General features: G+C 41.7%; 28 protein-coding genes. 11 read left to right on the top strand and 17 right to left on the bottom strand.

All coding sequences use genetic code 11. The annotated features are described in order from the left end of the window. Nucleotides 1–63: 63 nt before the first annotated feature. The 3 genes from nagA to AOG26_RS06590 all read right to left on the bottom strand — a co-directional run bounded on the left by nagA (nucleotide 64) and on the right by AOG26_RS06590 (nucleotide 2,955). A complete protein-coding gene (nagA, locus tag AOG26_RS06580; RefSeq protein WP_054561757.1) occupies nucleotides 64–1,176 on the bottom strand; it encodes an N-acetylglucosamine-6-phosphate deacetylase in 1,113 nt (370 codons plus the stop codon). Further along, on the bottom strand, nucleotides 1,176–2,090 hold the full coding sequence (nagK, locus tag AOG26_RS06585) for an N-acetylglucosamine kinase (RefSeq protein ID WP_054561758.1): 915 nt from the start codon (nucleotides 2,088–2,090) through the stop codon (nucleotides 1,176–1,178). Before nagK ends, nagA begins: the two co-directional genes overlap by 1 nt. Before the next feature lie 370 nt (nucleotides 2,091–2,460). Then, nucleotides 2,461–2,955: a LabA-like NYN domain-containing protein gene (locus tag AOG26_RS06590; protein ID WP_054561759.1), complete on the bottom strand. Its 495-nt coding sequence runs from the start codon at nucleotides 2,953–2,955 to the stop codon at nucleotides 2,461–2,463. Nucleotides 2,956–3,110: 155 nt separating this feature from the next. Here AOG26_RS06590 and AOG26_RS06595 point away from each other — a divergent pair, with 155 nt between their 5' ends. Together AOG26_RS06595 and AOG26_RS06600 are read left to right on the top strand one after the other, a co-directional pair. After that, nucleotides 3,111–3,725, top strand: a complete 615-nt coding sequence (locus AOG26_RS06595; RefSeq protein WP_054561760.1) for a hypothetical protein — start codon at nucleotides 3,111–3,113, stop codon at nucleotides 3,723–3,725. After that, entirely contained in the window at nucleotides 3,722–4,474 is a 753-nt protein-coding gene (locus AOG26_RS06600; protein ID WP_054561761.1) for a DUF3307 domain-containing protein, read from the top strand. Before AOG26_RS06595 ends, AOG26_RS06600 begins: the two co-directional genes overlap by 4 nt. Nucleotides 4,475–4,526: 52 nt before the next feature. On the opposite strand, the gene AOG26_RS06605 is transcribed toward AOG26_RS06600, so the two are convergent. Together AOG26_RS06605 and AOG26_RS06610 are read right to left on the bottom strand one after the other, a co-directional pair. Continuing rightward, nucleotides 4,527–5,975, bottom strand: a complete 1,449-nt coding sequence (locus AOG26_RS06605; protein ID WP_054561762.1) for a DEAD/DEAH box helicase — start codon at nucleotides 5,973–5,975, stop codon at nucleotides 4,527–4,529. Between the two features lie 172 nt (nucleotides 5,976–6,147). After that, nucleotides 6,148–6,990 carry an isopenicillin N synthase family dioxygenase gene (locus tag AOG26_RS06610; RefSeq protein ID WP_054551580.1) on the bottom strand — a complete coding sequence of 281 codons (843 nt, stop codon included), beginning with the start codon at nucleotides 6,988–6,990 and terminating at the stop codon, nucleotides 6,148–6,150. Nucleotides 6,991–7,228: 238 nt separating this feature from the next. Here AOG26_RS06610 and AOG26_RS06615 point away from each other — a divergent pair, with 238 nt between their 5' ends. After that, nucleotides 7,229–8,116, top strand: a complete 888-nt coding sequence (locus AOG26_RS06615) for an MBL fold metallo-hydrolase (RefSeq protein WP_235575465.1) — start codon at nucleotides 7,229–7,231, stop codon at nucleotides 8,114–8,116. 7 nt (nucleotides 8,117–8,123) lie between these two features. Here AOG26_RS06615 and AOG26_RS06620 read toward each other — a convergent pair whose 3' ends face one another. The 5 genes from AOG26_RS06620 to aspS all read right to left on the bottom strand — a co-directional run bounded on the left by AOG26_RS06620 (nucleotide 8,124) and on the right by aspS (nucleotide 12,137). Continuing rightward, on the bottom strand, nucleotides 8,124–8,855 hold the full coding sequence (locus tag AOG26_RS06620; protein ID WP_054561763.1) for an alpha/beta hydrolase: 732 nt from the start codon (nucleotides 8,853–8,855) through the stop codon (nucleotides 8,124–8,126). After that, entirely contained in the window at nucleotides 8,849–9,433 is a 585-nt protein-coding gene (locus AOG26_RS06625; RefSeq protein ID WP_054561764.1) for a GNAT family N-acetyltransferase, read from the bottom strand. The genes AOG26_RS06620 and AOG26_RS06625 overlap by 7 nt, the downstream gene beginning before the upstream one ends. Before the next feature lie 31 nt (nucleotides 9,434–9,464). Then, on the bottom strand, nucleotides 9,465–10,055 hold the full coding sequence (locus AOG26_RS06630) for a pentapeptide repeat-containing protein (RefSeq protein ID WP_235575466.1): 591 nt from the start codon (nucleotides 10,053–10,055) through the stop codon (nucleotides 9,465–9,467). Further along, nucleotides 10,052–10,258 (bottom strand): hypothetical protein, encoded by a 207-nt coding sequence (locus tag AOG26_RS06635; protein WP_054561765.1) that lies wholly within the window; start codon nucleotides 10,256–10,258, stop codon nucleotides 10,052–10,054. Before AOG26_RS06635 ends, AOG26_RS06630 begins: the two co-directional genes overlap by 4 nt. Nucleotides 10,259–10,367: 109 nt before the next feature. Further along, a complete protein-coding gene (gene aspS / locus AOG26_RS06640; RefSeq protein WP_054561766.1) occupies nucleotides 10,368–12,137 on the bottom strand; it encodes an aspartate--tRNA ligase in 1,770 nt (589 codons plus the stop codon). 227 nt (nucleotides 12,138–12,364) lie between these two features. On the opposite strand from aspS, the gene AOG26_RS06645 reads away from it, so the two are divergent. Beyond that, complete coding sequence (locus AOG26_RS06645; RefSeq protein ID WP_054561767.1) at nucleotides 12,365–13,213, top strand: DUF72 domain-containing protein; 849 nt, start codon at nucleotides 12,365–12,367, stop codon at nucleotides 13,211–13,213. A 22-nt stretch (nucleotides 13,214–13,235) separates the two neighbouring features. Next, nucleotides 13,236–13,730, top strand: coding sequence for a M48 metallopeptidase family protein (locus tag AOG26_RS06650; RefSeq protein ID WP_054561768.1), 495 nt, complete (start codon nucleotides 13,236–13,238; stop codon nucleotides 13,728–13,730). 169 nt (nucleotides 13,731–13,899) lie between these two features. Here AOG26_RS06650 and AOG26_RS06655 read toward each other — a convergent pair whose 3' ends face one another. The 4 genes from AOG26_RS06655 to AOG26_RS06670 all read right to left on the bottom strand — a co-directional run bounded on the left by AOG26_RS06655 (nucleotide 13,900) and on the right by AOG26_RS06670 (nucleotide 16,631). Continuing rightward, a complete protein-coding gene (locus AOG26_RS06655) occupies nucleotides 13,900–14,916 on the bottom strand; it encodes a DUF5924 family protein (protein WP_054561769.1) in 1,017 nt (338 codons plus the stop codon). A gap of 132 nt (nucleotides 14,917–15,048) precedes the next feature. After that, entirely contained in the window at nucleotides 15,049–15,351 is a 303-nt protein-coding gene (locus AOG26_RS06660; RefSeq protein ID WP_054561770.1) for an immunity protein TriTu family protein, read from the bottom strand. 75 nt (nucleotides 15,352–15,426) lie between these two features. Continuing rightward, nucleotides 15,427–15,705: a hypothetical protein gene (locus AOG26_RS06665; RefSeq protein WP_054561771.1), complete on the bottom strand. Its 279-nt coding sequence runs from the start codon at nucleotides 15,703–15,705 to the stop codon at nucleotides 15,427–15,429. Between the two features lie 245 nt (nucleotides 15,706–15,950). After that, nucleotides 15,951–16,631, bottom strand: coding sequence for a DUF3334 family protein (locus tag AOG26_RS06670; protein ID WP_054561772.1), 681 nt, complete (start codon nucleotides 16,629–16,631; stop codon nucleotides 15,951–15,953). Between the two features lie 118 nt (nucleotides 16,632–16,749). Here AOG26_RS06670 and cmoA point away from each other — a divergent pair, with 118 nt between their 5' ends. From cmoA to AOG26_RS06695, 5 genes are all read left to right on the top strand, one after another. Continuing rightward, nucleotides 16,750–17,475 (top strand): carboxy-S-adenosyl-L-methionine synthase CmoA, encoded by a 726-nt coding sequence (cmoA, locus tag AOG26_RS06675; protein ID WP_054551943.1) that lies wholly within the window; start codon nucleotides 16,750–16,752, stop codon nucleotides 17,473–17,475. 27 nt (nucleotides 17,476–17,502) lie between these two features. Then, the gene (gene cmoB, locus AOG26_RS06680; RefSeq protein WP_054551592.1) at nucleotides 17,503–18,471 is read left to right on the top strand and encodes a tRNA 5-methoxyuridine(34)/uridine 5-oxyacetic acid(34) synthase CmoB; all 969 of its coding nucleotides are present in this window, start codon (nucleotides 17,503–17,505) and stop codon (nucleotides 18,469–18,471) included. Nucleotides 18,472–18,671: 200 nt separating this feature from the next. Then, a complete protein-coding gene (gene purM, locus AOG26_RS06685; RefSeq protein WP_054551593.1) occupies nucleotides 18,672–19,724 on the top strand; it encodes a phosphoribosylformylglycinamidine cyclo-ligase in 1,053 nt (350 codons plus the stop codon). Continuing rightward, a complete protein-coding gene (gene purN / locus AOG26_RS06690; protein ID WP_054561773.1) occupies nucleotides 19,724–20,371 on the top strand; it encodes a phosphoribosylglycinamide formyltransferase in 648 nt (215 codons plus the stop codon). Before purM ends, purN begins: the two co-directional genes overlap by 1 nt. Then, complete coding sequence (locus tag AOG26_RS06695; protein ID WP_235576261.1) at nucleotides 20,325–21,122, top strand: DUF3108 domain-containing protein; 798 nt, start codon at nucleotides 20,325–20,327, stop codon at nucleotides 21,120–21,122. Before purN ends, AOG26_RS06695 begins: the two co-directional genes overlap by 47 nt. Before the next feature lie 15 nt (nucleotides 21,123–21,137). Here AOG26_RS06695 and AOG26_RS06700 read toward each other — a convergent pair whose 3' ends face one another. Further along, the gene (locus tag AOG26_RS06700) at nucleotides 21,138–21,902 is read right to left on the bottom strand and encodes a class II glutamine amidotransferase (RefSeq protein ID WP_054561775.1); all 765 of its coding nucleotides are present in this window, start codon (nucleotides 21,900–21,902) and stop codon (nucleotides 21,138–21,140) included. 336 nt (nucleotides 21,903–22,238) lie between these two features. Between AOG26_RS06700 and fadE the strand changes: the two genes are divergently transcribed. Further along, nucleotides 22,239–24,695, top strand: coding sequence for an acyl-CoA dehydrogenase FadE (gene fadE, locus AOG26_RS06705; protein ID WP_054551597.1), 2,457 nt, complete (start codon nucleotides 22,239–22,241; stop codon nucleotides 24,693–24,695). Here the strand turns inward: fadE and AOG26_RS06710 are convergent. Both AOG26_RS06710 and AOG26_RS06715 read right to left on the bottom strand, forming a co-directional pair. After that, complete coding sequence (locus AOG26_RS06710) at nucleotides 24,692–25,786, bottom strand: DUF6136 family protein (protein WP_054561776.1); 1,095 nt, start codon at nucleotides 25,784–25,786, stop codon at nucleotides 24,692–24,694. The genes fadE and AOG26_RS06710 overlap by 4 nt on opposite strands. Beyond that, nucleotides 25,783–26,373, bottom strand: a complete 591-nt coding sequence (locus AOG26_RS06715; protein WP_054561777.1) for an ABC transporter ATP-binding protein — start codon at nucleotides 26,371–26,373, stop codon at nucleotides 25,783–25,785. The genes AOG26_RS06710 and AOG26_RS06715 overlap by 4 nt, the downstream gene beginning before the upstream one ends. Between the last annotated feature and the right edge of the window lie 76 nt (nucleotides 26,374–26,449).

A 26,449-nucleotide genomic window follows, 5' to 3' on the forward strand; every position in this document is an offset into this window, starting at 1 on the left:
TGTATTACCTTAAATAGAAAAAGCCCCGCGATACAACGGCGGGGTTTTTACCAGGGAAGCTTGTTATAGCGCTTTTCCAGCAATAAAGGTGGCTTGTACATTTTGCTGTGCGTCTAACACCACAAAGTCAGCGTCAAACCCGCTCAGTAAGCGACCTTTTTTATGTAAACCTAAATATTGTGCAGGATAAAGTGATGCCATACGTAAGCTCTCAGCAAGGCTAACATCCAATGTGTTCACTGTGTTGCGCACCGCACTTGCCATATCAAGTACGCTGCCTGCTAATTCACCGGTCGTTGAATTTAATCTATCGCCAGTACGAATAACTTTACGACCATCAAAGAAATCAAACTCCATATCGTCAGTCCCTACAGGTGGCATAGCATCTGTGACTAACATAATTTTTCCGCGCTGTTTGCTACGAATTGCTAATTTTGCTGATGATGGGTGTACATGGTGACCATCAACAATTAAGCCGCACCAGCTGTTATCATCCCAAAGTGCAGCACCTACAACACCCGGCTCTCGTGATGTAAATGCTGACATAGCATTAAATAAGTGGGTAAAACCATCAGCCCCTGCCGCAAGTGCTGCATTGGTGGTCGCAAAGTCTGCATTGGTGTGGCCAATTGATACTTTTACACCACACTCAACCAAGCGCGCGATATCATCAGCACTGACATTTTCAGGCGCTAAGGTTACCATTTTAATGCCTAAGTCTTGACGGGCATAAATTGCAAATTCTTGCTCTGTAATAGGTCGAATAAATTGCTCGCTGTGGGTGCCTTTTTTAGGCAATGAAAGGTGTGGCCCCTCGAAGTGCACACCCATTACGCCAGGAACACCTTCAGCAATTGCTTGTGCAGTGGCATCGGCCGCTTTTGCCATGACTTCGACTTGGTCGGTAATCAGGGTTGGCATAATCGCTGTTGAACCAAACTGACCATGTGCTTTGGCTATTCTATCTAAGCAATCTGGCGTTTGTTCAGCGTTAAAAAACGCCCCGCCACCGCCATTCACTTGTACATCAATAAAACCGGGTGCCACTAAACCCGTTAATGCAACGGCATTAGCATTTGCTTCAACACGCTTAAACACACCATTGTCGACGCTAAAATACACATCAGATAAAAATTCGTCACCGGTAAACAATGAACTTGCATGATAAATCGTCATTACAAACTTACCTCTTGGTTTTGTTCAAGCACAGATTGCTGAGCAAAATACACAGCGCCCATTTCGGGTGGTTGAATAGGAGATTCAACGCGTTTCGCAATATCCTCTGCAAGCCACTTATTTAATGGCTCGGCTAAGCCACCAATCATAGATAAGCGTGGCGGGTTATTCTCTAATAAACGCTGAGCTAATTTACTAACGTAATCAGCACCCTCTTTAACAATCGAAACCGCAACTTTGTCATTGTTATTGGCTGCTTCAAATACATAGCGGGCTAATTTGGCAAAACTACTCGAAGGCTGACCAGACATTTTCTCAACAATCGCCATCGCATTGTCAGCTGCAAAATGCTCGGTGATCACTTTAGTCAGATTTGTTACTTCACCTAGGCCATCAAGGTCTAACAAGGTTGCTTTTATTGCTTCAAGCCCCATCCAGGCACCACTGCCTTTATCGCCTAGAGCAAAGCCATGACCGCCAAAGTTAGTTGTGCGACCATTTACACAAGAAAAACCACAAGAGCCAGTGCCTGTGATGATAACCGCACCATCACTCCCTTCATGGGCGCCGATACAGGCTGTATGTAAGTCAGTGGTGAGGAACATTTGTTTAAATGGATGCTCCCATTCCATAATCTTGTCGTACAAGCTTGGTAGGTTTACGCCTGCTAAACCTAAGCCGGCATAAAGCTGATGAACGGTTTCAAGCGGTAAACCCGCATCACGAAGTGCTAATTGTGTTGAGACCATAATTGATTCGAGAGTACGTTCCAAACCATGTAATGGATTTGCAGGACCACCTAGGCCAGTTCCTAATACACCTTGTTTAACAGAGTAGATAGTTGCTCGACATTTCGTTCCGCCACCATCGATACCAATAAACAATTGGTCCTCATTCACACTCTTCGCCATCATTTAACGACCCCTAGCCTTCGTTTAGTTTTTGTCTAAATCGCATTATTTTTCTTATCAGAATGCGAAATCATCTCAACCTTTGTTGATTTAATGTTACACAACAAATGACAGCGTTGTCATTATATTTTTTATAAAAATTCGTATAACTTTCATATTTATTTTTAATTTATTGAATTAAAACGCTTTATTTAACAGACAAGAAAATTAGAAACCACATCAACAATGTCCTATAACACCTTTATTTATGCTTTTTTGCATAATTTAGTGCGTTGTGCGTGACTATTCCTTTATTTATCATCAAGTGTAGCTAATGTTAGCTTAGCCGAAATAATACTTTAGTTAAACATTTTATTTTTATAGGAATATTTTTTTACCTTGATAGTAGCAGTGAATCATCAATACAATGAAATTCAGCAGCAGCTTGCTTTAAAACATCAGCGGTAAGGTGCTCTGCCCCATAGACATCACACGGTAGCTGATACTTATTTGCTAAGTGACCAAGTAATAATGCAAAATCACCATCACCCGAAAGTAATACCATTTTATCAAGCTGCTTGGCATGTTCTAGCATGTCAATGGTAATGCCAACATCCCAATCCCCTTTCGCACTGCCATCTTTGCGCTGAATAAAAGGTTTCAGTTTTACCTCAAAGCCAATTGCGCGCAAAATATTTTGAAACTGCGATTGCTTTTCATCCCCACGGTAAATTGCATACGCAATGGCGCAATCGATTTGGTAGCGTTCGCTCATTTGCGCCCAAAAGGCATTGTAGTCAAAATTTTTCTTGTAGCTTTCTCTACAGGTGTAATAAATGTTTTGTACATCTACAAAGATACCGACTCTTGGCTTATCAACTACTGACATAATTTTTCTGTTTTTAGTGATTTGTGTTCACTGTAGCATATCTAGGTTGATATTTACGAAAAAGTAACCTAAATTGGTTACATAAAATAAAGTAACCAAATTTGGTTACTTATCGCGATGTAACTAAATTAAGTTACTTAATCTAAGGGATCATAATGATTGCGGTGATCAGCGGTGATTTAATTAAATCACAAAAAATTCCACAACAAGAATACGACGCCATGCTTTATCAGCTCGATCAAAGCTTACGCTTTGTTGCTAAGCGCTTTAACGCAAGCTTTACCATTTACCGTGGCGATGCATTGCAATTACAGCTAACAGAGCCTGAGCTTGTATGTCATGCAGCCATCTTGTTGTATTTGCAAATGAAGGCAGCCAATTATGAGCTGCGACAAAGCTTGGCTATTGGCTCACTCGACAACCCACGCGCCGATATAAAAACAGCCACAGGCAGTGCTTATACCTTATCAGGCCGTGGTTTAGATAACATGAGCCAGCAACGCTTAGTGTTTAATATTGAAAATAACCCCCTTGAAGAAGGCTTTGCGCTTAATATTGCGCTTGTCGAAGTCCTGCTTGAAAAAATGAGTCAAAAGCAGGCTAATGCCCTGTTTTATTATTTAACCGCCGAGAACAATAGCCATGCAGAGCTTGCCAAAGAGCTTAATACTAGCCGAGAGAATGTCACTAAGTTACTCAACCTAGCCCATTATCAACTTATCGAGCGCTTTATAAATTACAGCCAAACCACACTCAAAGGATTGTTATGACCAGTTTTGCTCTATTACTCACCGCGTTAGTACTAGGTCACTTACTTGCTGACTTTTATTGGCAGCCAATGAGCTGGGTACACGACAGAAACAACCGTCACTTTCGTGCCAGTAAGCTCTATTTGCACGTATTGACACATGGTGTGACCTCTTTAGCTGTACTCACACTGTGGGAATACACATACGGCTGGCAAGAGTTCTCTCGTGTATTGTTAGCAGCTGGTGCGATTATGCTAAGCCACTATGTCATTGACTTGGCAAAGTCATACTCAAATAAAGGCGTAGTGCCGTTTTTACTCGACCAATTGGCACATCTTGTTGTGATTGTAATGCTGAGCGTTTGGCTTAGTGATAAGAATGAATTTTATAGCTTAGCGTGGCAGAAGCTGATTGCCCTCGAAACCTTGTTTGTTATTGCAGCTTATTTATTGGTGCTCAACCCAAGCTCTGTGTTTATTCGCATGATGCTGGAGAAAATCAATATTCAGATAAACAATGAAGGCAGTATTCCTGCTGCGGGGCATTTTATAGGCTTGCTCGAGCGAGTGTTAATGTTGAGCTTTATTTTGCTAGGTGAATACGGCGGCGTGGGCTTTCTGCTAGCGGCCAAGTCGATCTTTCGATTTGGTGATTTAAAAGAAAGTAGCGAAAAACAACTCACTGAATATGTCATGCTGGGCACTTTGTTAAGTGTCACCGTAACACTCTTTATTGGTGTCGCCACCTTATATTGCATTAAACTCGTTTAATCGCTTAGAAAAACAAAAACGCGCAATTGCGCGTTTTTTGTTTTTACTGTTATTAACTATCCGCAGCGGGTTTACGTCTTGGGCGAGATGGTCCCGATACACGCTGACGATTACCCGCAGGTTTATTACCTGCTGGTTTAGTGTTATTCGATTTATTCCCGTTGTTAGCGCCTTTTTGGTTTTGGCCCTGCTCTTTACCCTTACCCTGCCACTTACCTTGTGAAGGTCGCTTTTGCGATTTAGGTTTTGGCTTTTGTGAGGGTTTTGCAGCACCTTGACCGTCTTGAGCTGGTGCTTTTGGCTTTTTCGGTTTCTTTGGCTTTTTCGGCTTGATTGGACGCGTATCTAGTGGCTTTTCAGCAACTGGTTTGCTTGGCTCAAAGCCTGCTTCTGTTGCACGTGGAATAAGCTCACCAATAAAGCGCTCAATACCATACAAATCGTCGGCATCATCTGCAGTTACAAACGATATAGCATGACCCGATGCACCCGCTCGGCCTGTACGGCCAATACGGTGTACGTAATCTTCATAAATATTTGGTAAATCGTAGTTAACAACGTGAGGCAGCTCAACAATATCTAGACCACGGGCAACAATATCGGTTGCAACTAATACGCGCACTTCACCGGATTTAAAACCTTCGAGTGCCTTAACGCGAGCGCCTTGCGATTTATTACCGTGAATGGCAGCACCCACAATATCATCGCGTTCAAGCTGCTTAACTAAACGGTTTGCACCATGCTTGGTACGGCAAAATACTAATACTTGTTGCCAATTATTGGTACGGATCAAATGGCTAAGTAATGCTGTTTTACGTGATTTATCTACCGCATATACAGATTGAGCAACCGTTTTAGCTGTGGTGTTTTTTGCCGCGACTGAAATTTCAACGGGGTCGTTAATGAGCCCTTTTGCTAGTTCACGAATTTCATCTGAGAAAGTCGCTGAGAACATCAAGTTTTGACGTTTAGCAGGTAATTTAGCAATGATACGTTTGATGTCATGTATAAAGCCCATATCAAGCATACGGTCGGCTTCATCAAGGATCAGCACTTCTAAATCATCAAACTTAACAGCATTTTGATTGTGTAGGTCTAATAAACGGCCAGGTGTGGCAACTAAAATATCAACACCTTTACGAAGGCGCATCATTTGCGGATTAATTTTAACGCCGCCATAAACAACAAATGAGCTAACATTTGAATGTTTAGCGTATTGCTCAACATTTTCGCTTACTTGTAAAGCCAGCTCACGGGTTGGTGCCAATACTAATGCGCGTACTTTGTTGCCACCCGCTTTAGGGCCTTTTGACAAACGCTCAATTAACGGCAGCGTAAAACCTGCTGTTTTACCTGTGCCAGTTTGCGCTGCGGCCATAACATCGCGGCCTTCAATGATCGCAGGGATAGCTTGTGATTGAATAGGCGTTGGTGCTTCATAGCCCTTTTCTAAAACTGCATTTACTAAAGCTGGTGATAAACCTAACCCATCAAAACTCATACTATCTCTCTTTAAAAAATTCAGCCGATACGGCGAAGTGCGCGCATTATACCTAGGATAGTCAATAATGCATGGAATTATTTGCAAACTAACACTTAATGCTGAACTTAGCAGACAAATTTAAGACATAAAAAAAGCGGCTCAAATGCCGCTTTATTCTTATAACCTATCTTTACTTAACACCAAGTTCGCGTAAACGCTCTTGTAAGTAGCTGTCTGCTGTGTAACGCTCAGAAAGCACAACATCAGGACGCGGGTGTAAGAATAATGGTAACGAAATACGTGATTTCGTTGACGCTTTACCCGTTGGGTTGATCACGCGGTGAATCGTTGATGGGAAGTAACCACCTGACGCTTCTTGTAGCATGTCACCAATATTGATGATCAGGTTACCAAAATCACATGGTACGTCTAACCAACCGCCATCTGTTTTTTGTACTTGTAAACCTGGCTCATTCGCCGCAGGTAACACAGTTAATAAGTTGATGTCACCATGCGCTGCCGCACGGATTGCACCTGGCTCTTCATCACCTGTCATTGGTGGGTAGTGAAGAATACGCAGGAGTGTTTGCTCAGAGTTAGCAATCATATCTTTAAGGTCGATAGAGAACTTAGCACGCACCTCTTCTGGAGCTTCAGCTTGAACCCAGCTTAATAATGTTGCTGCAAACTCATTCGCTAAACGGTAGTACTCACGGATTTCTTCTTCTAGCTGTGCTGGAACACGGCCTTTTGGATAAACGTGGTAATACTCTTTAATATCTTTAACGGTAAAGCCTTTTGCAACTTCTGACACTGATGGTGGGAAGTAACCATCTTGTGTTTCTTTTGAAAATAAAAACTCGTGCTTTTGCTCAGAATTAAAGAATTCTTGCCAATTTTTGTAAATAGACTCAACTAATGACTGAGGGATTGGGTGATTTTTTAATACACCGAAACCTGTGTTTCTTAGTGACTCAACAAATTGAGCGGCCGCATCGCTCGCTTTATAATCAACGGTAGGTAAATGTTGCATTTGTCTTTTCCAGTGAATAAGGTTCTAGAAGTCTGTGCTAAGCATAGCATTTCTTCATTATAGCGCTTCGCGAGGATAGAGAAACACAGGCAAAAACATAAGGACTTATGTCCGCCCCACCTTGCTTAGCTCCTTAACTTTGATACAGATCAACTAACCCCTTAAGTAGTATAATATGTACTATTACCTAAACTTTGATATGGTTAATTAGACACATTTCAACGCAAAAGGATCGCTAATGTTCAAAAATCTGCAAATCTTACTTTTCAGTGCGCTGATACTTGTAACCAATCAGGCCATCTGTGCAGAACAAGCAAACTATAAAGTCGAAAATATTAAAGACAACGTATATCGCTTTAGTGCTGGCCATTATCACAGCGCTTTTATGATTGTTGATAACCAGGCCTTAGTGACTGATCCTATTAATAGCGATGCCGCAAAATACTTAAAAAGCTATATCAAGAAAACCTTTAACGCCGAAATCAAATTTATGCTGTACAGCCATAGCCATGTTGACCATGCGATGGGCGGTAATGAGCTAATCGATAACAACACCACGGTCGTTGCTCATCAATTTGCAGCTGAGGACCTTAAATTAAATAAAGTGCCTACTGCCCTGCCTGATCTTACATTTACCGATACACTAAAAGTCGATTTAGGTGATAGTTACGTGCAGCTGAAATATTATGGGCCTAATAATGGCCGAGGCAATGTCAGTATGCGCTTTATGCCTGCCAACGTACTTTATGTTGTTGATTGGATTGTGCTTGGCCGCATGCCATATAAAAACCTGATTGGTTACGATATTAACGGCATGCTGCATTCAACCAAAGCGGTGCTAAATGAACCTGCGTTTGCTGCATTTATAGGTGGCCATGCAGATACTGGCAACCGCGATGATGTTGTCTCGTACTTACACTATATTCAAGACTTACACACTGCCGTGCGCGATGGCATGTTAAAAGGTAAAAACCTTGCGACCTTACAAAAAGAAATAAGCTTGCCTAAATACAGCCATTTAAAAATGTACCAGCAATGGCTACCACTGAATATTGAGGGTGTGTATAACAACCTTGTCGAGATGGGTTATTTTAATTTTCGCAGCGACATTGATGCTCAGTTTTAACTGAGCATCAATAGCGAGATAAAAACGCGTTAAGTTCTTCACTCATACGTGCAACAAGCGATTTTGGGCCACCATCATACATATCGTTATGGCGCGAATCTTTAAGCTTAATTTGCGTCACTGGGTATACAGCGAGCTCTTGCGGCGTTAGCAATACGTTGTCATCTGCTGGGTAATCGCTACCGCGTAGTGTCAGTACAGCAATATTTTTGTTCCTTGGGGTCAGCATACGGCGATGATCAAGGGTGATCAGCTTAGACACCTTAGCGGGATAAATAGCGGCATATAATGCTGCAATATCTCCCCCATTTGAGTGCCCAAATAAAGTGAGCTGATTAAAGTCATACGCAGGGTAACGCTTTGCAAGTTCTACGGCTAAAAACTCAAGGGTTTGCACACCACGGTGCCAGTTTTCCATACGGGTAGTCATGTATGGTGGCTCAGGGTTTAAACTCGGATCACCTTTTAACTCATGAGCAACTTCAACCGTTAAATAACCATGCTGATGAAAGGCCTGCTGAGCAAATTGATAGTCTGTATGTGCCATACCATAGCCTGCCCCAATAAACGCCACGGGGCATTTCTTCTTTATCGTGCATTTGCTATCGGCTGCTGTAATGGTCACCGGAATATGGCGTGCCCGCTCAGTATCAAACAGTGTCTCTGTTTGATTTGCAAAGGCTGTTTGCCCGCAAAGCGTTAAAGCGAGCAATAGCGCCGCCTTTTTAATATTTAACATGCTAATTTGAATTCTAAGCTACGTTTAACCATAGGCCACTCACCATCAATAATTGAAAACACCACGGTGTCGCGTACGCATCCATCAGCCATTATTTGGTGATTACGAAGCACCCCATCTTGTTTCGCCCCTAAGCGAGCAATAGCATTGCGCGAAGCCTGATTATGCCAATGGGTACGAAACTCAACAGCAATCACATTAAGTGTTTCAAATGCATAACTCAGCAGCAGTTTTTTACAATCAGTATTAACCCCAGTACGCTGAAAACGCTTGGCATACCATGTATAGCCAATTTCTAAACGGCGGTTTTTACTGTCGATATTACAAAAGCGAGTTGAGCCTATCACCTCATCGGTGTGTTTATCGATGACAGCAAATGGTAATGCGCGACCAAGTGACTGTTGTTCAAACGCCATACTTAAATAATCGTCAACACGTTCTTCATTAGGCACCGAGGTAAACCAAAGCTCCCAAAGCTTTCCATCTGAAGCGGCGCTAACTAGAGCATCACGGTGCTCAAGCGTTAACGGCACTAATTTAACAAATTGACCTTCTAAGGTGATGGGACTTAAATCCATAACTTTTCTTAACCTTAAGTAGCAATAATATTTAATCCACCAGCTCTATATCGAGCCCTGCTAATAAATCCAAAGCGGCATAACGTTCAAATTTGGCCTTACTGATATTGTTAGCTGTTATATCAATGGCGAAGTGGCTGGCACCAATAAAGTTAGCCTTACTGAGGTTGGTTTGTTGGAACAAGCTGTCACGAAAGTCCGTATCAGTAAAATCAGCTGAAGATAAATCTGCATGTCTAAAATCAACATCTTTGGCAAAACAGCTACGCATTTTTAAAGCTTTTAAACTAAGTTCAAAAAAGCTGCTGTGGCTAAGTTCACAGCCAACAAAACTCACTGGAGCACGGCTGGCGAGTAACGGCCAATCAACATCAGTAAAACGAACACTGGTTAATTTACACTGTTTAAAGCTTACTTCTTCAAGCGAGGTGTACCTAAGCCCAAGGGCAGCTAAATTACAGTTTTTAAACTCACACTCTATGAACCGACAGTTTTCAAACTGACTATTGCTAAAGTCACAGTCGATAAATTCACATTGCTCAAATTCGCAATGCGAAAATGTTTGCCCTGCAAGGTTTGCTTCAAAGGTGTGTTCAAAATAAAGGGAATGGCTTGCGATCACGCGGTGGTCTCAATATCTTGTTTAAGCGCAAGTACTGCAATAAAAATAAGACCAAACAATGGAATTAGCCCTAGTAACCCACCAATAACGGCCACTACGATTGGTGTTGAGGTTTTGCGCTTACCTAAGTAATAGCTGATAGCGGCAAACACAGGAATTAAAATAACAATTATTTGCCCGATTAAAGTTGCACTGATATTCATTCTCTCTCCTTGAAGAACATACTAAATATTCATTTAAGCACAAAAAAACCCTAAGGCATACACCTTAGGGTTATTATTCATTAAGTCTTATAATTCAGGTTATTATGAATTATTCAGCGTCTTTCGCTACAACATCAATAGCAAGCTCAGTTAATGCATCTGCATTTGCTTTGCTTGGTGCATCTGTTAATAAACATGATGCTTGAGTTGTTTTAGGGAAAGCAATAACGTCACGAATGTTATCAGTACCGCATAACAACATAACTAAGCGGTCAAGACCAAACGCAAGACCTGCATGCGGTGGCGTACCGTATTTAAGTGCATCAAGTAAGAAACCAAACTTGTCTTGTTGCTCTTGCGCTTCGATACCTAAAATTCTGAATGCTGTTTCTTGCATTTCTGCATTGTGAATACGTACCGAACCACCACCAACTTCGTAGCCGTTTAATACCATGTCGTATGCATCTGATAGTGCACCAGCTGGGTTTGCTTCAAGCTCTTCAGGAGAAATACCTTTCGGTGCAGTGAATGGGTGATGAACCGCATGCAATGTACCTTCGTCGTCTTCTTCGAACATAGGGAAGTCAACAACCCATAATGGTTTCCAGCTATCTAGATCAGTAATGCCTAAATCAACACCAATCTTAAGACGTAGCGCACCCATTGCTTCGTTTACAACGTTGCGCTTGTCAGCACCAAATAAAATGATGTCGCCAGATTGTGCGTTAGTACGCTCAAGTAACTGGTTGATCACCTCTTCGTTTAAGAACTTAGCGATTGGTGATTGTACACCTTCAACGCCCGCAGCACGGTCGTTCACTTTCATCCATGCTAGGCCTTTCGCGCCATAGATACCAATGAACTTAGTGTAATCGTCGATTTGTTTACGAGAAAGCTCAGCACCGCCTGGTACAGTTAATACAGCAACACGGCCTTTTTCGTCATTAGCAGGACCAGAGAATACTTTAAACTCAACGTCTTTTACTAAATCAGCAACGTCTACAAGTTGCATTGGGTTACGTAAGTCTGGTTTATCAGAACCATATAAACTCATTGCTTCGCTGTATGGCATTACTGGGAAGTCGCCTAAATCAACGTCTAATAATGATTGCCACATTTCACGGATCATTTTCTCAGTCATTGCACGCACTTCATCAGAGCTCATGAATGACGTCTCTAAATCGATTTGTGTGAATTCTGGCTGACGGTCAGCACGTAAATCTTCGTCACGGAAACATTTAACAATTTGATAGTAACGGTCAAAGCCCGACATCATTAATAATTGTTTAAATAACTGTGGTGACTGAGGTAAAGCGTAGAAGCTCCCCTTGTGAACACGGCTAGGTACTAAGTAGTCACGCGCACCTTCTGGCGTTGCTTTTGTTAGTACCGGTGTTTCGATATCTAAGAAACCGTTGTCATCTAAGAAACGACGCACAAAGCTGCTCGCTTTTGCACGAAGTTTGATACGGTCGCTCATTTCAAGACGACGTAAATCTAGGTAACGGTATTTTAAGCGGCGCTCTTCAGAGTTTTGCTGATTAAAATCAAGTGGTAATGGCTCTGAACGGTTGATGATAGTTAAGCTTGTGCCTAAAATTTCAACTTCACCTGTTGCCATGTCTTTATTTACTTGGCTATCAGGGCGTGCGCGAACAACACCTTTTAACTGCACACAAAACTCTTGACGTAGTTTATTCGCAGTATCCATTAATCCTTCTACTTCAGGATCAAAAACAACTTGTACTAAACCTTCTCTGTCACGTAAATCGACGAAGATAAGGCCACCAAGGTCACGGCGTTTGTTGATCCAACCACATAGTTCAACTTCTTGATCTACGTGAGATTTGTTTAGCTGTCCGCAATATATAGAGCGCATAGTATTCCTGTCAGTTAAAGACTTATAGCCGCCTGCTCTTAAGAGTTCGCTATTTTGAGAGCAAAAGCCACTATACAAAGTAATCATTTAAGGCAGAGCATTATACCCAAACCATCGCAAAATGCGAGTGCCAGCAGTGCCTGTCGGGGGCTAAATATATACCCCGACTTCTGAGCAAACATTTCTTTTGATACACTAGCTAAAGTTTAAATTTATTGGTTGGTTTAATGCTGTATTTAGGTTGTCCGCAGTGGTCTAGCACCGCATGGAAAGGAAATTTACTCTCTAGTCACTGTAAAAGCGCCGACATGCTCAGTGAATATGCGCAATGCTTTAACTCAGTCGAGGGCAACACCAGTTTTTATGCTGATCCAAGTCATGAGTCATTATTGCGCTGGCATGATGCGGTACCCGAAGACTTTAAATTTACTTTTAAGTTTCATCGGCGTTTTAGTCACGAATTACAACTGACGAATATAACTAGTGAGCTTAATGCGTGGCTAAACTTATTTGAGCCAATTTTTGCTAAAACGGGGCAAATAATGTTGCAGCTACCCCGTGCCTTTGGACCAGATGCACTGCCACTGCTTGCTAATTTTATTGCACAACTACCCAAACAACTTAGTTACGGTATAGAAGTACGTCACCCCGGTTTCTTTCAAAAAGATGATGCAGAAATTCGTTTAAATCAGCTATTAATTGAAAATAATATAGACCGTATCAGTATGGATACCCGCGCTTTATTTGCTGTACCCGCCGATACCGATGCACTCATTGATGCGCAAAAGAAAAAACCTTATTTACCTGTGCATGCCATTGCAACAGGAAATCAGCCTATGCTGCGCTTTGTGATTGCCAGTCTTGAACATGAATACAAGTCGTATTACCAGCCATGGCTGAAAAAAGTAAAGCAATGGCTTGATGAAGGAAAATCACCCTATTTGTTTTTTCATACCGCAGATAATCGCCAGTCACCACTTTTAGCAAGACAGTTTTGCCAAGATTTAGGTTACAATCACCCCGTGCTCGCACCTTTTATGGGTGAACGCGAAGCAAGCCAAAGCAGTTTATTTTAGCGCCCGATTTATCAGAGAAAATATGAAAGATTACAGCCGTTATTTTCAAGGTTACCCGCCTCACATCATTGAGCAAGTGTTACAGCTATTTAATGGCGACAGAGCTGCTAACTACCTAAAGGGCAAATACCCTGATGCGCATAGCATTACCAGCGATAAAGCTTTATACAGTTACGCCACTGAGCTGAAAAAGCGCTACCTTAAAAATGCCCTGCCTTTTGGTCGTGCTGCATTCAAAAAACAAGGCGATATGGTCACGAATGCCTTAGGCACCCATACTTTCCGTATGCAAGGTAAAACCCGAAAACACGACCTTGCCATTAATAGCGACCTACTTCGCGCACCTGAGCCACTTCTCAAAGCACTCGTCGTACACGAGCTGGCTCATTTTAAAGAAAAAGACCACAACAAAGCTTTCTATCAACTATGCTGCCACATGGAGCCGCAATATCATCAACTAGAACTAGATTTAAGAATATTCAGTGTGCTGGTAGGTGAAGGGAAAAATCCGTATTAAAACTATCAGCTATCAGCTATCAGCTATCAGCTATCAGCTATCAGCTATCAGCTATCAGCTATCAAAAACATAAAACCTGGGGAATGAATGTTGAGCTCTTGTTGTTCAAAAACTCTAATAACTATCCCCCATCTCGATCAGCTAAAAACTGACGGCTGAAAGCTGATAGCTAAACTTCTGAAACCTCAAACCTTCTTTGCCCTATCAGCTGCCCAGACTCGGTAACCACTTTAACGACCCATTTCCCTGCAGCATTAGCAGGGAAATTCGTTTTATGGCTCCACGCTCGATAGCCCTCTTTACGACCACCAGAAATATCCAAGGCTATGCGGTCAACTTCTTTTCGATTATGCACCCAAACGTGGAAGATTTTTTCATTTAACCCTCGCGGTGCTTTTACCGCAATAAAACTATATAGACCTTTTTCATGTAAGCTCTGCTCAGTGAGTTCTGATATTGGCGAAAGCGGTTTACGTGCTTGTGCATCAAGCTGATACGACATGCTCATATCGGTTAAACGCAGTGCCGCAGGTGGCACAAAACTACGTAATTGCCAAAGCCCGGTACCTAATGCACAAAGCAATAACACCAACAGCGGGAAACGCCACCATTTAGCATTGGGCATCAAATTACCAAGACTTGGAATCGTTAAAATAACAGCCGTGATCAGCGCTATTTCAAAACTTTGGCTGGTTGTTAACTTTAATAAAATTGGCAAGGTAACCGACAGCACGACAAACAAAGAAAAGCTATGAAACACACTAAACCAGACACTGTGCCTTGCAAGCTTTTTGTAATAAAGGGGATCAACAACAGAAACGAACGCACAAAGTATAATTAAAGCGGTAAACGCGGCCTGACCACGGTCCCAAGTAGTCACCGCCAAGAAAAATGGTAAAGCAAAAAACAAACTTTCTTGCTGCACAACTTGCAGCGCAAAGCGCATCACGTTGGGCGACACTGCCACACCAAAACGCTCCTCTACTTTATCTCTTAGCCAGTTATCTATTAACAACCACAACCAAGTGACTAATAGCAAAATAGAGATAAGTTGCGAAAACGATTCTTTTCGCTCAACAAAGACATAGCTTGCCACACCACTGCAAAAAGCCAACACCGCCATCAACCCCGGCCGCTTCTGCATCATGAAAACAAATTTAGTTATAAAGTTTTTTAAGTAATTCATGTAATCATCAAATCCATTTAAGGCTTTATGAGTAAAGCATAAATTGGATGAATGTAGGCTTTAAAACGAGCTTTAAGTTCAAAGCTTTAAACTGTAAGTTTTGAGCCAAGACTAGTTACTCAACTACATCGATTATGAAGGTTCGTAAATAACAATTTGACTCAACAACCAGTTAAGTTCATCGTCAATTTGCCATGCCTTACATGAATTCAGATGTTTTAAAATTACCTGCTTATCAGACTGACAACTAACTGCTTTTAATACAAGGTTACCATTTTCCCAAAGTGTTGCCCTTGCTATAAGGCCATTGCCCTTAATTTCAATGTATTGAGCTTTAGTTGGCTCACCCAATTGAGCAGAAAGAACCACCTTGAGATTTTCAATTGTCAAAATTTTAGATTTTGAATTTCTCCAATTTTCTAATTCTTGTAGCACTATTTTCCTTAACCTAAGAATGTAAGCAATTGCTACCAAGCACTATTTTTTATACCAAGGTAGCTTACAAGGCTCTTAACCTAATGAGTCAAAGCAAATTTCCGTGTAACTCTCATGTGAAATACCAAGGTTAAATTTTCCATACTCAGCTTGATTAGATTCGCTATCTTCAAGCCAAAGTTGTTTTGCCTCTAACAAATCAGAAATATTATCAATCTCTCGGACTCCATTAAGTACAACATGTAAAGTCTCCGATTGAGTTTGGAATGTCACAAACACTTGAAACTCACTCCCAGAGCGTTTTAACTTTACTTCATCGACTATAACATCTTGATATATGTGATTAAATTCCAATTCAATTGCCTATTGAGTTATTTCAGTAGATTAATTTATGTATTACACACCAAAACATTAATTTAACGAAAGCTGCAAAACCATATTTCAAACTTAGGGCTTAGTACCCTCAATTGAATTTCAGCGTTGAAATAAACTCAACATAAAACACTAAGTGCTATAGCCTTTTAAAAACAAAAAAGCGCGGTCTGACCCGCGCCTCTATTTTATCTGACGGCTGATAGCTGACAGCTCAAGTCGTTAGGTTACAAACCAAGCTCTGCCATAAAATCATCATCTGCATCGTCTGCTTGTGATGATGCTTTTTGCTTTTCAGCTTTTTGTTTAGCTTCGTTTTCGATGATGTCATCCGGGTCAACGGCTTCTGAAATATCAAAATCATGTAGTTTGATAAACTCAGTTTTATCCATTGCCAGTTCTAGATAGAAGATATTTTGCTTCGCTGTAGTGAAGGTCACACGGCGCGCTTGTGGTCTATCCATGGTGGTATCAACAGAGATTTGCACTTGTTTATTAATCGCCATCATCTTAGGTTGGTTTTGCGTGATAGAAGTATGCAGCTGGTCGCGTACTTTTGACGTAAAGTCACCAACGATTTGGTTCATCAGCTCGCCGAGTACGTTTGCCACATCATCTGATAAATGGCTTTGTGCAATTTCGTCCTCAGGCATACCCATGTTACGCATATAGTCATGGTAAATTTCCATGGCTGCTTGCGCTGTGAAGTTTGTTACCACAAGACCGGTAAAGCCACCATCGAACAATACAAAACAGCCAATATCTGGGCGCATACAGGTGCGGGTGATTTTTTGAACCATAGCAGAATAACTAATACTGTTACCGCTTGCTGAAGACAGAACTCCAGTCACTGAATGACACAGAGTTGATAAGATATCTTCAGTACTGATCACTTTGCTTTTTGTCATTAAACTTCTCTTTTTTGTACTTGTTATTGATAATTCTAGCCAAGCTACTGAATTTATCACTGACTATCCAGTTAAAAATGCTAAAATAGCGGTATTATTTTTTAAAGAGACTGTTCAAGTGACGCAAAAAGACAGTATTTATGCCACTGAGCAAGCGGTTAAAGACTTTAGCTTTGACCAACATGTAGTAGAAGTTTTCCCTGATATGATCCAGCGCTCGGTGCCAGGTTATGCAACTATTGTTAGCACCATGGGTAAGCTGGCTGGTGAGTACGCGCAAAGCAATTCAAACCTATACGACTTAGGCTGTTCTCTTGGTGCTGTAACGTTAAGTATGCGCCGCAATATTCGCACTGATAACTGTAATATCATTGCTGTTGATAATTCAGAAGCGATGGTTGAGCGCTGTAAATTACATTTACAAGGTTTTCGCTCTGACGTGCCGGTCACAGTTACACTAGGTGATATCAACGATTTAGCTATCGAGAATGCCTCTGTGGTCGCGATGAACTTTACACTACAGTTTATTCCACCTGAAAAGCGCCAAGCGGTGCTTGAAAAGATTTACGCAAATTTAAAACCAGGCGGTGTTTTGCTGCTGAGCGAAAAAATTAGAGGTGAAAATGAGCAATGCGATAATTTGCTCATTGATTTACACCATGATTTTAAACGTCACAACGGCTATTCGGAGCTTGAGATCAGCCAAAAGCGTACGGCTATCGAAAATGTCATGCGCCCTGATCATTTATCTACCCACTTAAACCGATTAAGTGAAATTGGTTTTAGCCAAACGCAAGTGTGGTATCAATGTTTTAACTTCTGCTCAATGATTGCAATCAAGTAATCATCACAACGATATAAAGAGTATTTCATGTCTCAATGGTTTAACCAATTTTACGCTGCGATTGCACAAAGCCCGCTTAGCCACTGGCTCGAAACTTTGCCTGGTCAATTAAAACACTGGGAACTAGAAGCCAGCCATGGTGATTTACCGAAATGGCAAAAAGTGCTGAAAAACTTACCTGAGGTAAGCACAAACCATGTGAATCTTCAGGATAAAGTACAAATTGGCACCGGTGATGAGCTATCTGAAGGTCAGCAAAAACAGTTAACGCATTTATTAAAGCGCATGATGCCATGGCGTAAAGGGCCATTTAGCTTACACGGTATCGAAATTGATACTGAGTGGCGCAGTGATTGGAAATGGGATCGTTTACTGCCTCATATAGAACCGTTAAAAGGCCGCACTGTGCTTGATATTGGCTGTGGCTCAGGTTATCACTTGTGGCGCATGCGCGGTGAAGGCGCTAATTTTGTAGTGGGCATTGATCCATCTGATTTATTCTTATGCCAATTCCAAGCGATAAAGCATTATCACCAAGATGAAAACGTGCATTTATTGCCGTTAGGTGTTGAAGCTCTGCCAGAGCTAAAAGCATTCGATACGGTATTTTCAATGGGTGTTTTATATCATCGTCGTTCACCTATCGACTTTTTAGCGCAATTAAAAGCACAGCTTCGCCCTGGTGGTGAGTTAGTCCTTGAAACACTGGTTGTTGAAGGTGATGAGCACACAGTTTTAGTGCCAACTGACCGCTATGCGAAAATGCGTAATGTATGGTTTATCCCAAGCACCGCGGCATTAAAACTATGGATGGAGCGCGTTGGCTTTAAAGATGTACAAGTTAAAGACTGCGCAATCACAACGCTTGAAGAACAACGTAAAACCCAGTGGATGGAAAACGAATCATTAGTCGACTTTTTAGACCCAAATGACACCAGCAAAACCATTGAAGGTTACCCTGCCCCTCTTCGCGCTATTTTAACCGCGAAAGCTTAACAAATAGTGAGAAGTTTCGAGTTTCAAGGTTAAAAGTTCATTTGCCTGATACTTTTGCCTTGGAACTTGAAAACAAAAAACCGGACAACTGTCCTTGTCAAGTCGGTTAAAGTGATTTTTCAACTAGCCGCGCCAGTGCAATTGTTGTAAAATACGCGCGTTTCTAAGCAACCCACATGCAACTTTTTTGAGGAAAACCTGTGAGCGAACAAAAACAGTCTCTTAGCTATAAAGACGCGGGCGTAGATATCGATGCCGGTAATGCACTTGTTGAGCGTATTAAAGGCGTAGTAAAAAAAACCAGACGTCCTGAAGTAATGGGCGGTATCGGTGGTTTTGGCGCACTTTGCGAACTACCAACTGGCTATAAAGAGCCTGTACTGGTTGCTGGCACAGACGGTGTTGGTACAAAACTACGTTTAGCAATCGATCTTAAAAAGCACGACACAGTGGGTATCGACCTTGTTGCTATGTGTGTAAACGACCTTATTGTACAAGGTGCAGAGCCACTATTTTTCCTTGATTACTATGCAACTGGTAAATTAGACGTAGATACTGCGGCTGATGTTGTAACAGGTATTGGTAAAGGCTGTGAGCTTTCTGGCTGCGCTTTAATCGGTGGTGAAACTGCTGAAATGCCAGGTATGTACGACGGCGAAGACTACGACATGGCTGGTTTCTGTACTGGTGTTGTAGAAAAATCAAAAATTATCGACGGTACTAAAGTTGCTGCAGGCGACCAATTAATCGCTCTTGCATCAAGTGGTCCTCACTCAAACGGCTTCTCATTAATTCGTAAAGTTCTTGAAGTATCTGGCGCAGACACAAGTGCAGAGCTTGAAGGCAAAACACTAGGCGATCACCTTTTAGAGCCAACTCGTATCTACGTTAAACAACTACTTGAGCTATTCAAGCAGGTTGACGTTCACGCGTTATCTCACATCACGGGTGGTGGTTTCTGGGAAAACATCCCGCGCGTACTTCCTGAATCTGCAAAAGCAGTAATCAAAGGTGATAGCTGGGAATGGCCTGTTGTTTTCAACTGGTTACAAGAAAACGGCAACATCACAACACACGAAATGTACCGTACATTTAACTGTGGTGTAGGCATGGTTTTAGTTGTTCCAGCTGACAAACTTGAGCAAAGCTTAACAATTCTTAAAGATCTTGGCGAAAATGCATGGCATATCGGTGAGATCCAAGATGCGAAAGCAGGTGAAGAGCAAGTAGAAATTTTAGGTGGTCGTGACTAATGACCCCTTGTCGTCTTGTTGTATTAATTTCTGGTAGCGGTTCAAACCTTCAAGCCATCATCGACGCATGTGCGCGTAGTGAGATAAAGGCCGAAATCGCCGCTGTAATTAGTAATAAAGCCGACGCCTATGGCCTTGAGCGAGCAAAAAATGCAGGTATACAAACACGTGTACTTAGCCATAAAGATTTTGACTCGCGCGAGGCCTATGATGCTGAGTTAATGGACATTATTGACAATTTTGAACCAAATCTAGTTGTATTAGCTGGTTTTATGCGTATTCTTACACCTAGCTTAGTGCAAAAGTTTAAGGGAAAAATGTTGAACATTCACCCTTCTTTGTTGCCTAAGTACCAAGGGCTGAATACCCACCAACGAGCGATAGATGCAAAAGATGACGTTCATGGTGTTAGTGTTCACTTTGTCACAGAAGAGCTAGACGGCGGTCCCGTTGTTCTTCAAGCCAAAGTTCCGGTACTCGAAAACGATACCGCAGAGACACTCGCACAACGTGTTCATCAGCAAGAACATATAATCTATCCATTGGTGGTCAAGTGGTTCAGTGAACAACGACTCAAGATGGAAGCAGATTATGCAGTTTTTGACGAAAAGAAACTTCCTGCACACGGCGCGCACTACCCAGAATAAAAATCTAAGTGCCCTACTCGCTTGTGTGGGCACTTTATTACTTCCTACCAGTGTTTTAGCTGGCGACCTCACTCAATACCAAGCCAAATACGATGTACTTCGTAAAGGCGAAACCCATGGTAAAGCAGTACGCGAGCTGAAAAAAGCCGCTGACGGTAACTACGTGATCACCTATCACAGTGAAATCGAATGGATGATTTTTTCGGACTCACGAAAAGAAACATCCATGTTTACTTATCATGATCAGAAAGTTTCTCCAATGAGTTACACCATGGAGCGCTCAGGCACAGGGCCTGATAAAGAATACAGCTTGAAATTTGATGCGACGCAAAAACAAGTTCAAAGCAGCCAAAGTAAATATCCTCTTAAAATTGATTGGTCAGATGAATTTCAAGATTCACTGTCTTATCAAGTGCAAGTTCGCGAAGAGCTAAAACAAGGCAAAACGCAATTATCTTATCCACTTGTTGATAAAAAAGGCAATTTACGTAACTACAACTTTGAAGTTGTCGGCACAGAAATGATTTCATTGCCCATCGGCAATGTAGAAGCGATTAAAGTAAAACGTTTATACGATAACGACAAGCGTCAAGCACTCGCTTGGTTTGCCCCAGAAATGGACTACATGCTAGTTCGTATGTGGAAAGGTGAAAAAGGCGTAGAGCAATTTGAAGTGCAACTTAATTCATTTACCGTGACCACGCCAGTCGCCGTAACAAATAATGAAGTGAGTAATGAAGCGCCTGAGTAGCGCTTCATCTTTTATTTAAATCTTTTCGCCCATTTTAAACAGTGCAAACTCACCGGGCTCCATTTTCTGCCAGCGTTCATCATTGGTGAGCGGCCTTGTTGCAATCACAGTAACCACGTCGTTCGGTGTGGTTTCTTTTTGAAAATCAACCACCATATCAGCATCAATTAATGTCGCTTTGCCAAATGGCGCACGGCGTGTGATCCAATGTAGATTATTGGTGCAATAAGCTAAAACGAAAACACCATCGGTAAGTAGCATATTAAATACGCCTTTTTCACGCAGTGTGTGAGCAAGCTTGGCAGCATAGCGAAATACAGACGCCATATTTGATGGGCGCTTAGGGTATTTTTCGCGAATTTTATCGAGCAGCCAGCAAAACGCCAGTTCACTGTCGGTATTACCGACAGGCCTGTAATAGTCTGGTTTTAAATCATGATAATTTGATAATTGCCCATTGTGGGCATACGTAATCTCGCGTCCCCATAACTCACGAGTAAATGGGTGGGTGTTTTCAAGACAGACACGACCACGATTACCTTGGCGAATATGGCTTATCACCGAAATACTTTTTATTGGGTAAGCTTTTACGAGTTTGGCAATTTCTGACTGGCAGCTTGGCTCAGGATCTTTAAATGTACGACAGCCTTTACCTTCATAAAAAGTGATGCCCCAGCCATCTTTATGTGGGCCAGTATTACCACCGCGCTCTAATAATCCTGAAAAACTGAAACAAATATCCGTTGGTACATTGGCCGACATGCCAAGCAACTCACACATAGAACTCTTAACCTATAAAACTAATCGAAGGAAGGCATGATGGGCTGATCCCTGCCTGCGCTCATTGTTAATCATAGCGCTAAAGATGGCAACTGCTATGCTGAGATTTTCAGAACTATCTGAGCAATTCACAATTAACCGTAAGTATAACGACGCTGATTATATGTAATTACTCAACAATTCCTCATCTGCTGTAAATGTTTTTGCACTGATAGCCATTTTTAAAATAATAAAACTCACCAAACAAGCCGTTTTAATCCTTGTTCCCCTCTTGATAATTCGCTTTTCTAGCGCTACTCTAAAAGAGGTGGTCTGACCTCTATTAAGGAATAATCAATGACTCTCATATTTTTACTTGGTTTACTCGTGCTGCTTAGTATTGCGAGTTACCACAGAGCAAGCTGGAATACCTGCTTAGGTATTGCCGTTGCGACTTTACTTGTTGGCACATTTGCTGGCGCGTTTGGCGCAATTAGTTGGCTACTATTCTTACTTATCGCTGTGCCACTTTCTGTGACTGGCGTTCGTCAACAATACATCATTAAACCTATCTTCGCTGCTTTCAAAAAAGTAACCCCGACTATGTCGGATACTGAAAAATCAGCAATCGATGCCGGTACTACGTGGTGGGAAGCGGATCTGTTTTGTGGTCGTCCTGACTGGAACAAATTGCACCAATACCCAGCACCTAAACTGACTATCGAAGAGCAAGCATTTATTGATGGTCCTGTTGAAGAAGTGTGTAGCATGCTAGATGACTGGCACGCAACTCACGAACTAACTGATTTACCGCAAGATGTTTGGCAATATCTAAAAGATAATAAATTCTTTGCCATGATCATCAAAAAAGAATTCGGCGGTTTAGAGTTTTCTGCTTATGCACAATCATGTGTACTGCAAAAGTTAACCAGTAAATCGACGCTACTTTCTTCTATCGTAGGTGTACCTAACTCATTAGGTCCGGGCGAATTACTTCAGCACTATGGTACTAAGGAGCAAAAAGATCATTACTTACCACGTTTAGCAAGTGGTCAAGAGATCCCATGTTTTGCTTTAACATCACCAGAAGCTGGTTCTGACGCAAGTGCAATTCCTGATTACGGTGTTGTTTGTAAAGGTCAATGGAACGGCGAAGAAGTTGTTGGTATTAGCCTAACATGGAACAAGCGTTACATTACTCTTGCTCCTGTTGCGACTGTACTTGGTCTTGCATTTAAACTACAAGATCCAGACGGTTTACTAGGTGATGACAAAGAACCTGGTATTACCTGTGCGCTGATCCCTACAGATACTCCAGGGGTCGAAATTGGCCGTCGTCACTTCCCGCTAAACGTACCATTCCAAAATGGTCCTACTCGCGGTAAAGACATCTTCGTACCACTTGATTACATCATTGGTGGCCCGAAAATGGCAGGTCAAGGCTGGCGTATGCTTGTTGAATGTTTATCTGTTGGTCGTGCAATTACATTGCCGTCTAACTCTACAGGTGGCATTAAAACAATTGCGCTTGCAACAGGCTCTTACAGCCGTATTCGTCGTCAATTCCGTTTACCAATTGGTCAAATGGAAGGTGTTGAAGAATCAATGGCAAAACTTGCAGGTTACGCATATAGCTCTGATGCTGCTGTTAGCATGTCTACAGGGGCTGTTGACCTTGGTGAAAAACCATCGGTTGTCTCTGCGATTATCAAATACCACTTAACTGAGCAAATGCGTGAAGCGACTATTCACGGCATGGATGTTCATGGTGGTAAAGGCATCATGCTTGGTCCAAACAACTACTTAGGTCGCGGTTACCAAGGTGCGCCAATTGCAATTACCGTTGAAGGTGCAAATATCTTAACACGTAACATGATCATTTATGGTCAAGGTGCAATTCGTTGTCATCCATTCGTGTTAACTGAGCTAGGTGCTTGTGCTATTGAAGACCGTGAAGAAGCGCTAGCAGTATTCGATAAAGCATTAATGGGTCACGTTGGCTTTACTATTTCGAACCTTGTTCGTACTAAGTGGTTAGCATTAACCAATGCTCGCTTCACAAGTACACCGTACAAAGACGAAACAGCTGAGTTTTATCGTGTTGCGTCACGTTTCAGTGCATCATTAGCACTAATGTCAGATATCAGCATGGCGGTATTTGGTGGTTCATTAAAACGTAAAGAGCGTATCTCTGCACGTTTAGGTGACTTACTAAGCTACTTATACCTTGTATCTGCAACACTTAAACGTTACAACGACGAAGGCCGTAAAAAAGAAGATTTTGCGCTTGTTCAATGGAGCTGCCAAGATCACCTTTACCACTGCCAACGTGCACTCGCTGACTTAATCAATAACATGCCATCTGCACCACTACGTGCAATGCTAAAAATCATGTTATTCCCATTCGGTCGTCCAGTACGTAAACCTACTGATAAGCTTGAGCACAAACTTGCACACTTATTACAAGTACCGAGCGAAACTCGTAACCGTTTAGCTAACTACATTTACCTTAAAAACGAGCCACTTAACCTTGTTGGTCGTCAAGAGCAAACGCTTAAAGACATTCTTGAAGTTGAGCCTCTGTTTGACAAGGTATGCCGTGAAAAAGGCGTAAAACTGCCTTTCTTCCAGCTTGATAAAGTAGCGCAAATGGGCCTAGAAGCAGGCATTTTAAGCCAAGCTGAAGCCGACAAACTAGCTGCTGTTGAAAAAGCCCGTCTTGACGTAATTAACGTTGACGACTTTGACCCAGCAGACTTAGTTGCAGGTAATGTTGCCCGCGGCGAGAGCGATAAAAAAGCAGACGCCGCTTAAGCTAGCAAAACAAATCCAATTGTTATGAAAAACCAAACCAGCGCAAATTGCGCTGGTTTTTTTTGCGCTAAATATTGCTGCAATACACACCACACTGCCCCAATGGGGATGTAAATCAAGTTAATGCCAAGCATGCTTATAACGACAATTAAAGCCACAGCAAAAAATATAAGGCTCGGTAAAAACTGGCTTATATAAAACGGCTTATCTTGGTTATTGCTTTGAAAGAACAGCCGATATTTTTTAAAAACAGCCAAGCAATCGAACTGCAGCGAACTTGTTAGCAACACACATACTGAAAAAACCACAGCTTGTATCAAGTCACTAAAGTCATTACGAACTGCAATTAGTTGTGATAAAGCAAACAAACATGCAACCAGTATTGCCCCACGCCATATTAAGCTCCAACTGTGCTGTATAAAGTAACTAAGCCAGAATAAAGCAAGCGAGTGTACTTTTAACTTATGACTTATTCTTACAGGTGGGAGTAAAATCGAACAGCCGAAAATAGCAACAAAACTTAGATAGTATTGCAGCGGAGATAAACTAACAGGCTGTAATACCAATACAGAACTGAGCAATAAACTATAAAAAAGTGCACGTGGCCTATAAAGAACAAATACTCCACATAGCCACTGCAACAACATAAACAGCATAAAATGAGGTACTTGTAGCCACTGCTTTAACGATAGATCTATTGCGATTAATGAACTGGCAATAAGCCAAACATTACTTAAAAGTAGTAACTTGTAGTCAACACATACTCGCCAGGAGGATTTATAAAGGCTTCGCTGAAACGCCCTATTTTGCTCATTTTTAATGGCTGGCGCCATGGCCCATAACATCACCGATTCAAGTAAAAGATAAACCACTGCTAATTTTGCACCGTAAGAAGGTGCTGCATGGCTATCGACTATTTTTCCAAGCCCTAAAAACAACAATAAAACCATTCCAAGGAAAGCTGGGCCCAGAACCAGCGCGAGCAGCAAGCTAAAACTCTTTAACTGAGATAGCATGCTTTTGAGAATGGTCGTGTATGCTAGGTATCGAAAAGAAAGGAATGAAAAGTAACTAGCAAGGGAATTTATCATAGTGATGCACACTCAAAACCATGCTGTACAAACACCTCAGGTTCGTGGCTTGTAATGATGATTTGCCCATTAGGTTTATCATCTAAGTAGCCATCAAGTAAGGTCAGCAAAAATTTTATACTTATTTGATCAAGCGCAGCACTTGGTTCATCTAATAGCAAAAATGGAGCTTGCTTTAAAAAAGCAGTTATAAGCTGGCACTTCTTTTGATTGCCACTCGACAAAGCACTAAAACGAGTATTAAGGTGCTCTGTAAAGTTAAATCCAGTAATGAGTTGCTCTGGCATATCCTTCTTTAACGCCTTGCAACTAAGTTCAATAATTTGCCGCGCAGTTAAAAAATCTGGCAGAGCAATACGATCGCTAGCAATTGAAACATCACTTTGCGGCGATTTTAATGCTTCATTATTATATAGAACCTGCCCTGATTGTGGCTTTTCAAGGCCAGCTAGCATCATCAGTAATGTTGTTTTTCCTTTGCCATTCGCTGCCTGTAAACAAACTCGTTTACTTTGTAATAGCTTACTGTAGTTTTTAAAAACGTAGGCTGAAGCAAAGCGCTTATTGAGGTTATTAATTTCAATCATGTTTATTCCTTTAATAATGAAAAAATAGTAGCACACTCATGTCCCTATTTATTTACATGATTTGTAACAAATATCG

The sequence above is a fragment of the Pseudoalteromonas sp. UCD-33C genome (assembly GCF_001306895.1).
Lineage (GTDB): Bacteria > Pseudomonadota > Gammaproteobacteria > Enterobacterales > Alteromonadaceae > Pseudoalteromonas.

Bases quoted from the DNA above. Each gene is read 5' to 3' on its own strand.
- nagA (WP_054561757.1), bottom strand. From the start codon at position 1,176: ATGACGATTTATCATGCAAGTTCATTGTTTACCGGTGACGAATTTTTA.
- nagK (WP_054561758.1), bottom strand. From the start codon at position 2,090: ATGATGGCGAAGAGTGTGAATGAGGACCAATTGTTTATTGGTATCGAT.
- AOG26_RS06590 (WP_054561759.1), bottom strand. From the start codon at position 2,955: ATGTCAGTAGTTGATAAGCCAAGAGTCGGTATCTTTGTAGATGTACAA.
- AOG26_RS06595 (WP_054561760.1), top strand. From the start codon at position 3,111: ATGATTGCGGTGATCAGCGGTGATTTAATTAAATCACAAAAAATTCCA.
- AOG26_RS06600 (WP_054561761.1), top strand. From the start codon at position 3,722: ATGACCAGTTTTGCTCTATTACTCACCGCGTTAGTACTAGGTCACTTA.
- AOG26_RS06605 (WP_054561762.1), bottom strand. From the start codon at position 5,975: ATGAGTTTTGATGGGTTAGGTTTATCACCAGCTTTAGTAAATGCAGTT.
- AOG26_RS06610 (WP_054551580.1), bottom strand. From the start codon at position 6,990: ATGCAACATTTACCTACCGTTGATTATAAAGCGAGCGATGCGGCCGCT.
- AOG26_RS06615 (WP_235575465.1), top strand. From the start codon at position 7,229: ATGTTCAAAAATCTGCAAATCTTACTTTTCAGTGCGCTGATACTTGTA.
- AOG26_RS06620 (WP_054561763.1), bottom strand. From the start codon at position 8,855: ATGTTAAATATTAAAAAGGCGGCGCTATTGCTCGCTTTAACGCTTTGC.
- AOG26_RS06625 (WP_054561764.1), bottom strand. From the start codon at position 9,433: ATGGATTTAAGTCCCATCACCTTAGAAGGTCAATTTGTTAAATTAGTG.
- AOG26_RS06635 (WP_054561765.1), bottom strand. From the start codon at position 10,258: ATGAATATCAGTGCAACTTTAATCGGGCAAATAATTGTTATTTTAATT.
- aspS (WP_054561766.1), bottom strand. From the start codon at position 12,137: ATGCGCTCTATATATTGCGGACAGCTAAACAAATCTCACGTAGATCAA.
- AOG26_RS06645 (WP_054561767.1), top strand. From the start codon at position 12,365: ATGCTGTATTTAGGTTGTCCGCAGTGGTCTAGCACCGCATGGAAAGGA.
- AOG26_RS06650 (WP_054561768.1), top strand. From the start codon at position 13,236: ATGAAAGATTACAGCCGTTATTTTCAAGGTTACCCGCCTCACATCATT.
- AOG26_RS06655 (WP_054561769.1), bottom strand. From the start codon at position 14,916: ATGAATTACTTAAAAAACTTTATAACTAAATTTGTTTTCATGATGCAG.
- AOG26_RS06670 (WP_054561772.1), bottom strand. From the start codon at position 16,631: ATGACAAAAAGCAAAGTGATCAGTACTGAAGATATCTTATCAACTCTG.
- cmoB (WP_054551592.1), top strand. From the start codon at position 17,503: ATGTCTCAATGGTTTAACCAATTTTACGCTGCGATTGCACAAAGCCCG.
- purN (WP_054561773.1), top strand. From the start codon at position 19,724: ATGACCCCTTGTCGTCTTGTTGTATTAATTTCTGGTAGCGGTTCAAAC.
- AOG26_RS06700 (WP_054561775.1), bottom strand. From the start codon at position 21,902: ATGTGTGAGTTGCTTGGCATGTCGGCCAATGTACCAACGGATATTTGT.
- fadE (WP_054551597.1), top strand. From the start codon at position 22,239: ATGACTCTCATATTTTTACTTGGTTTACTCGTGCTGCTTAGTATTGCG.
- AOG26_RS06710 (WP_054561776.1), bottom strand. From the start codon at position 25,786: ATGATAAATTCCCTTGCTAGTTACTTTTCATTCCTTTCTTTTCGATAC.
- AOG26_RS06715 (WP_054561777.1), bottom strand. From the start codon at position 26,373: ATGATTGAAATTAATAACCTCAATAAGCGCTTTGCTTCAGCCTACGTT.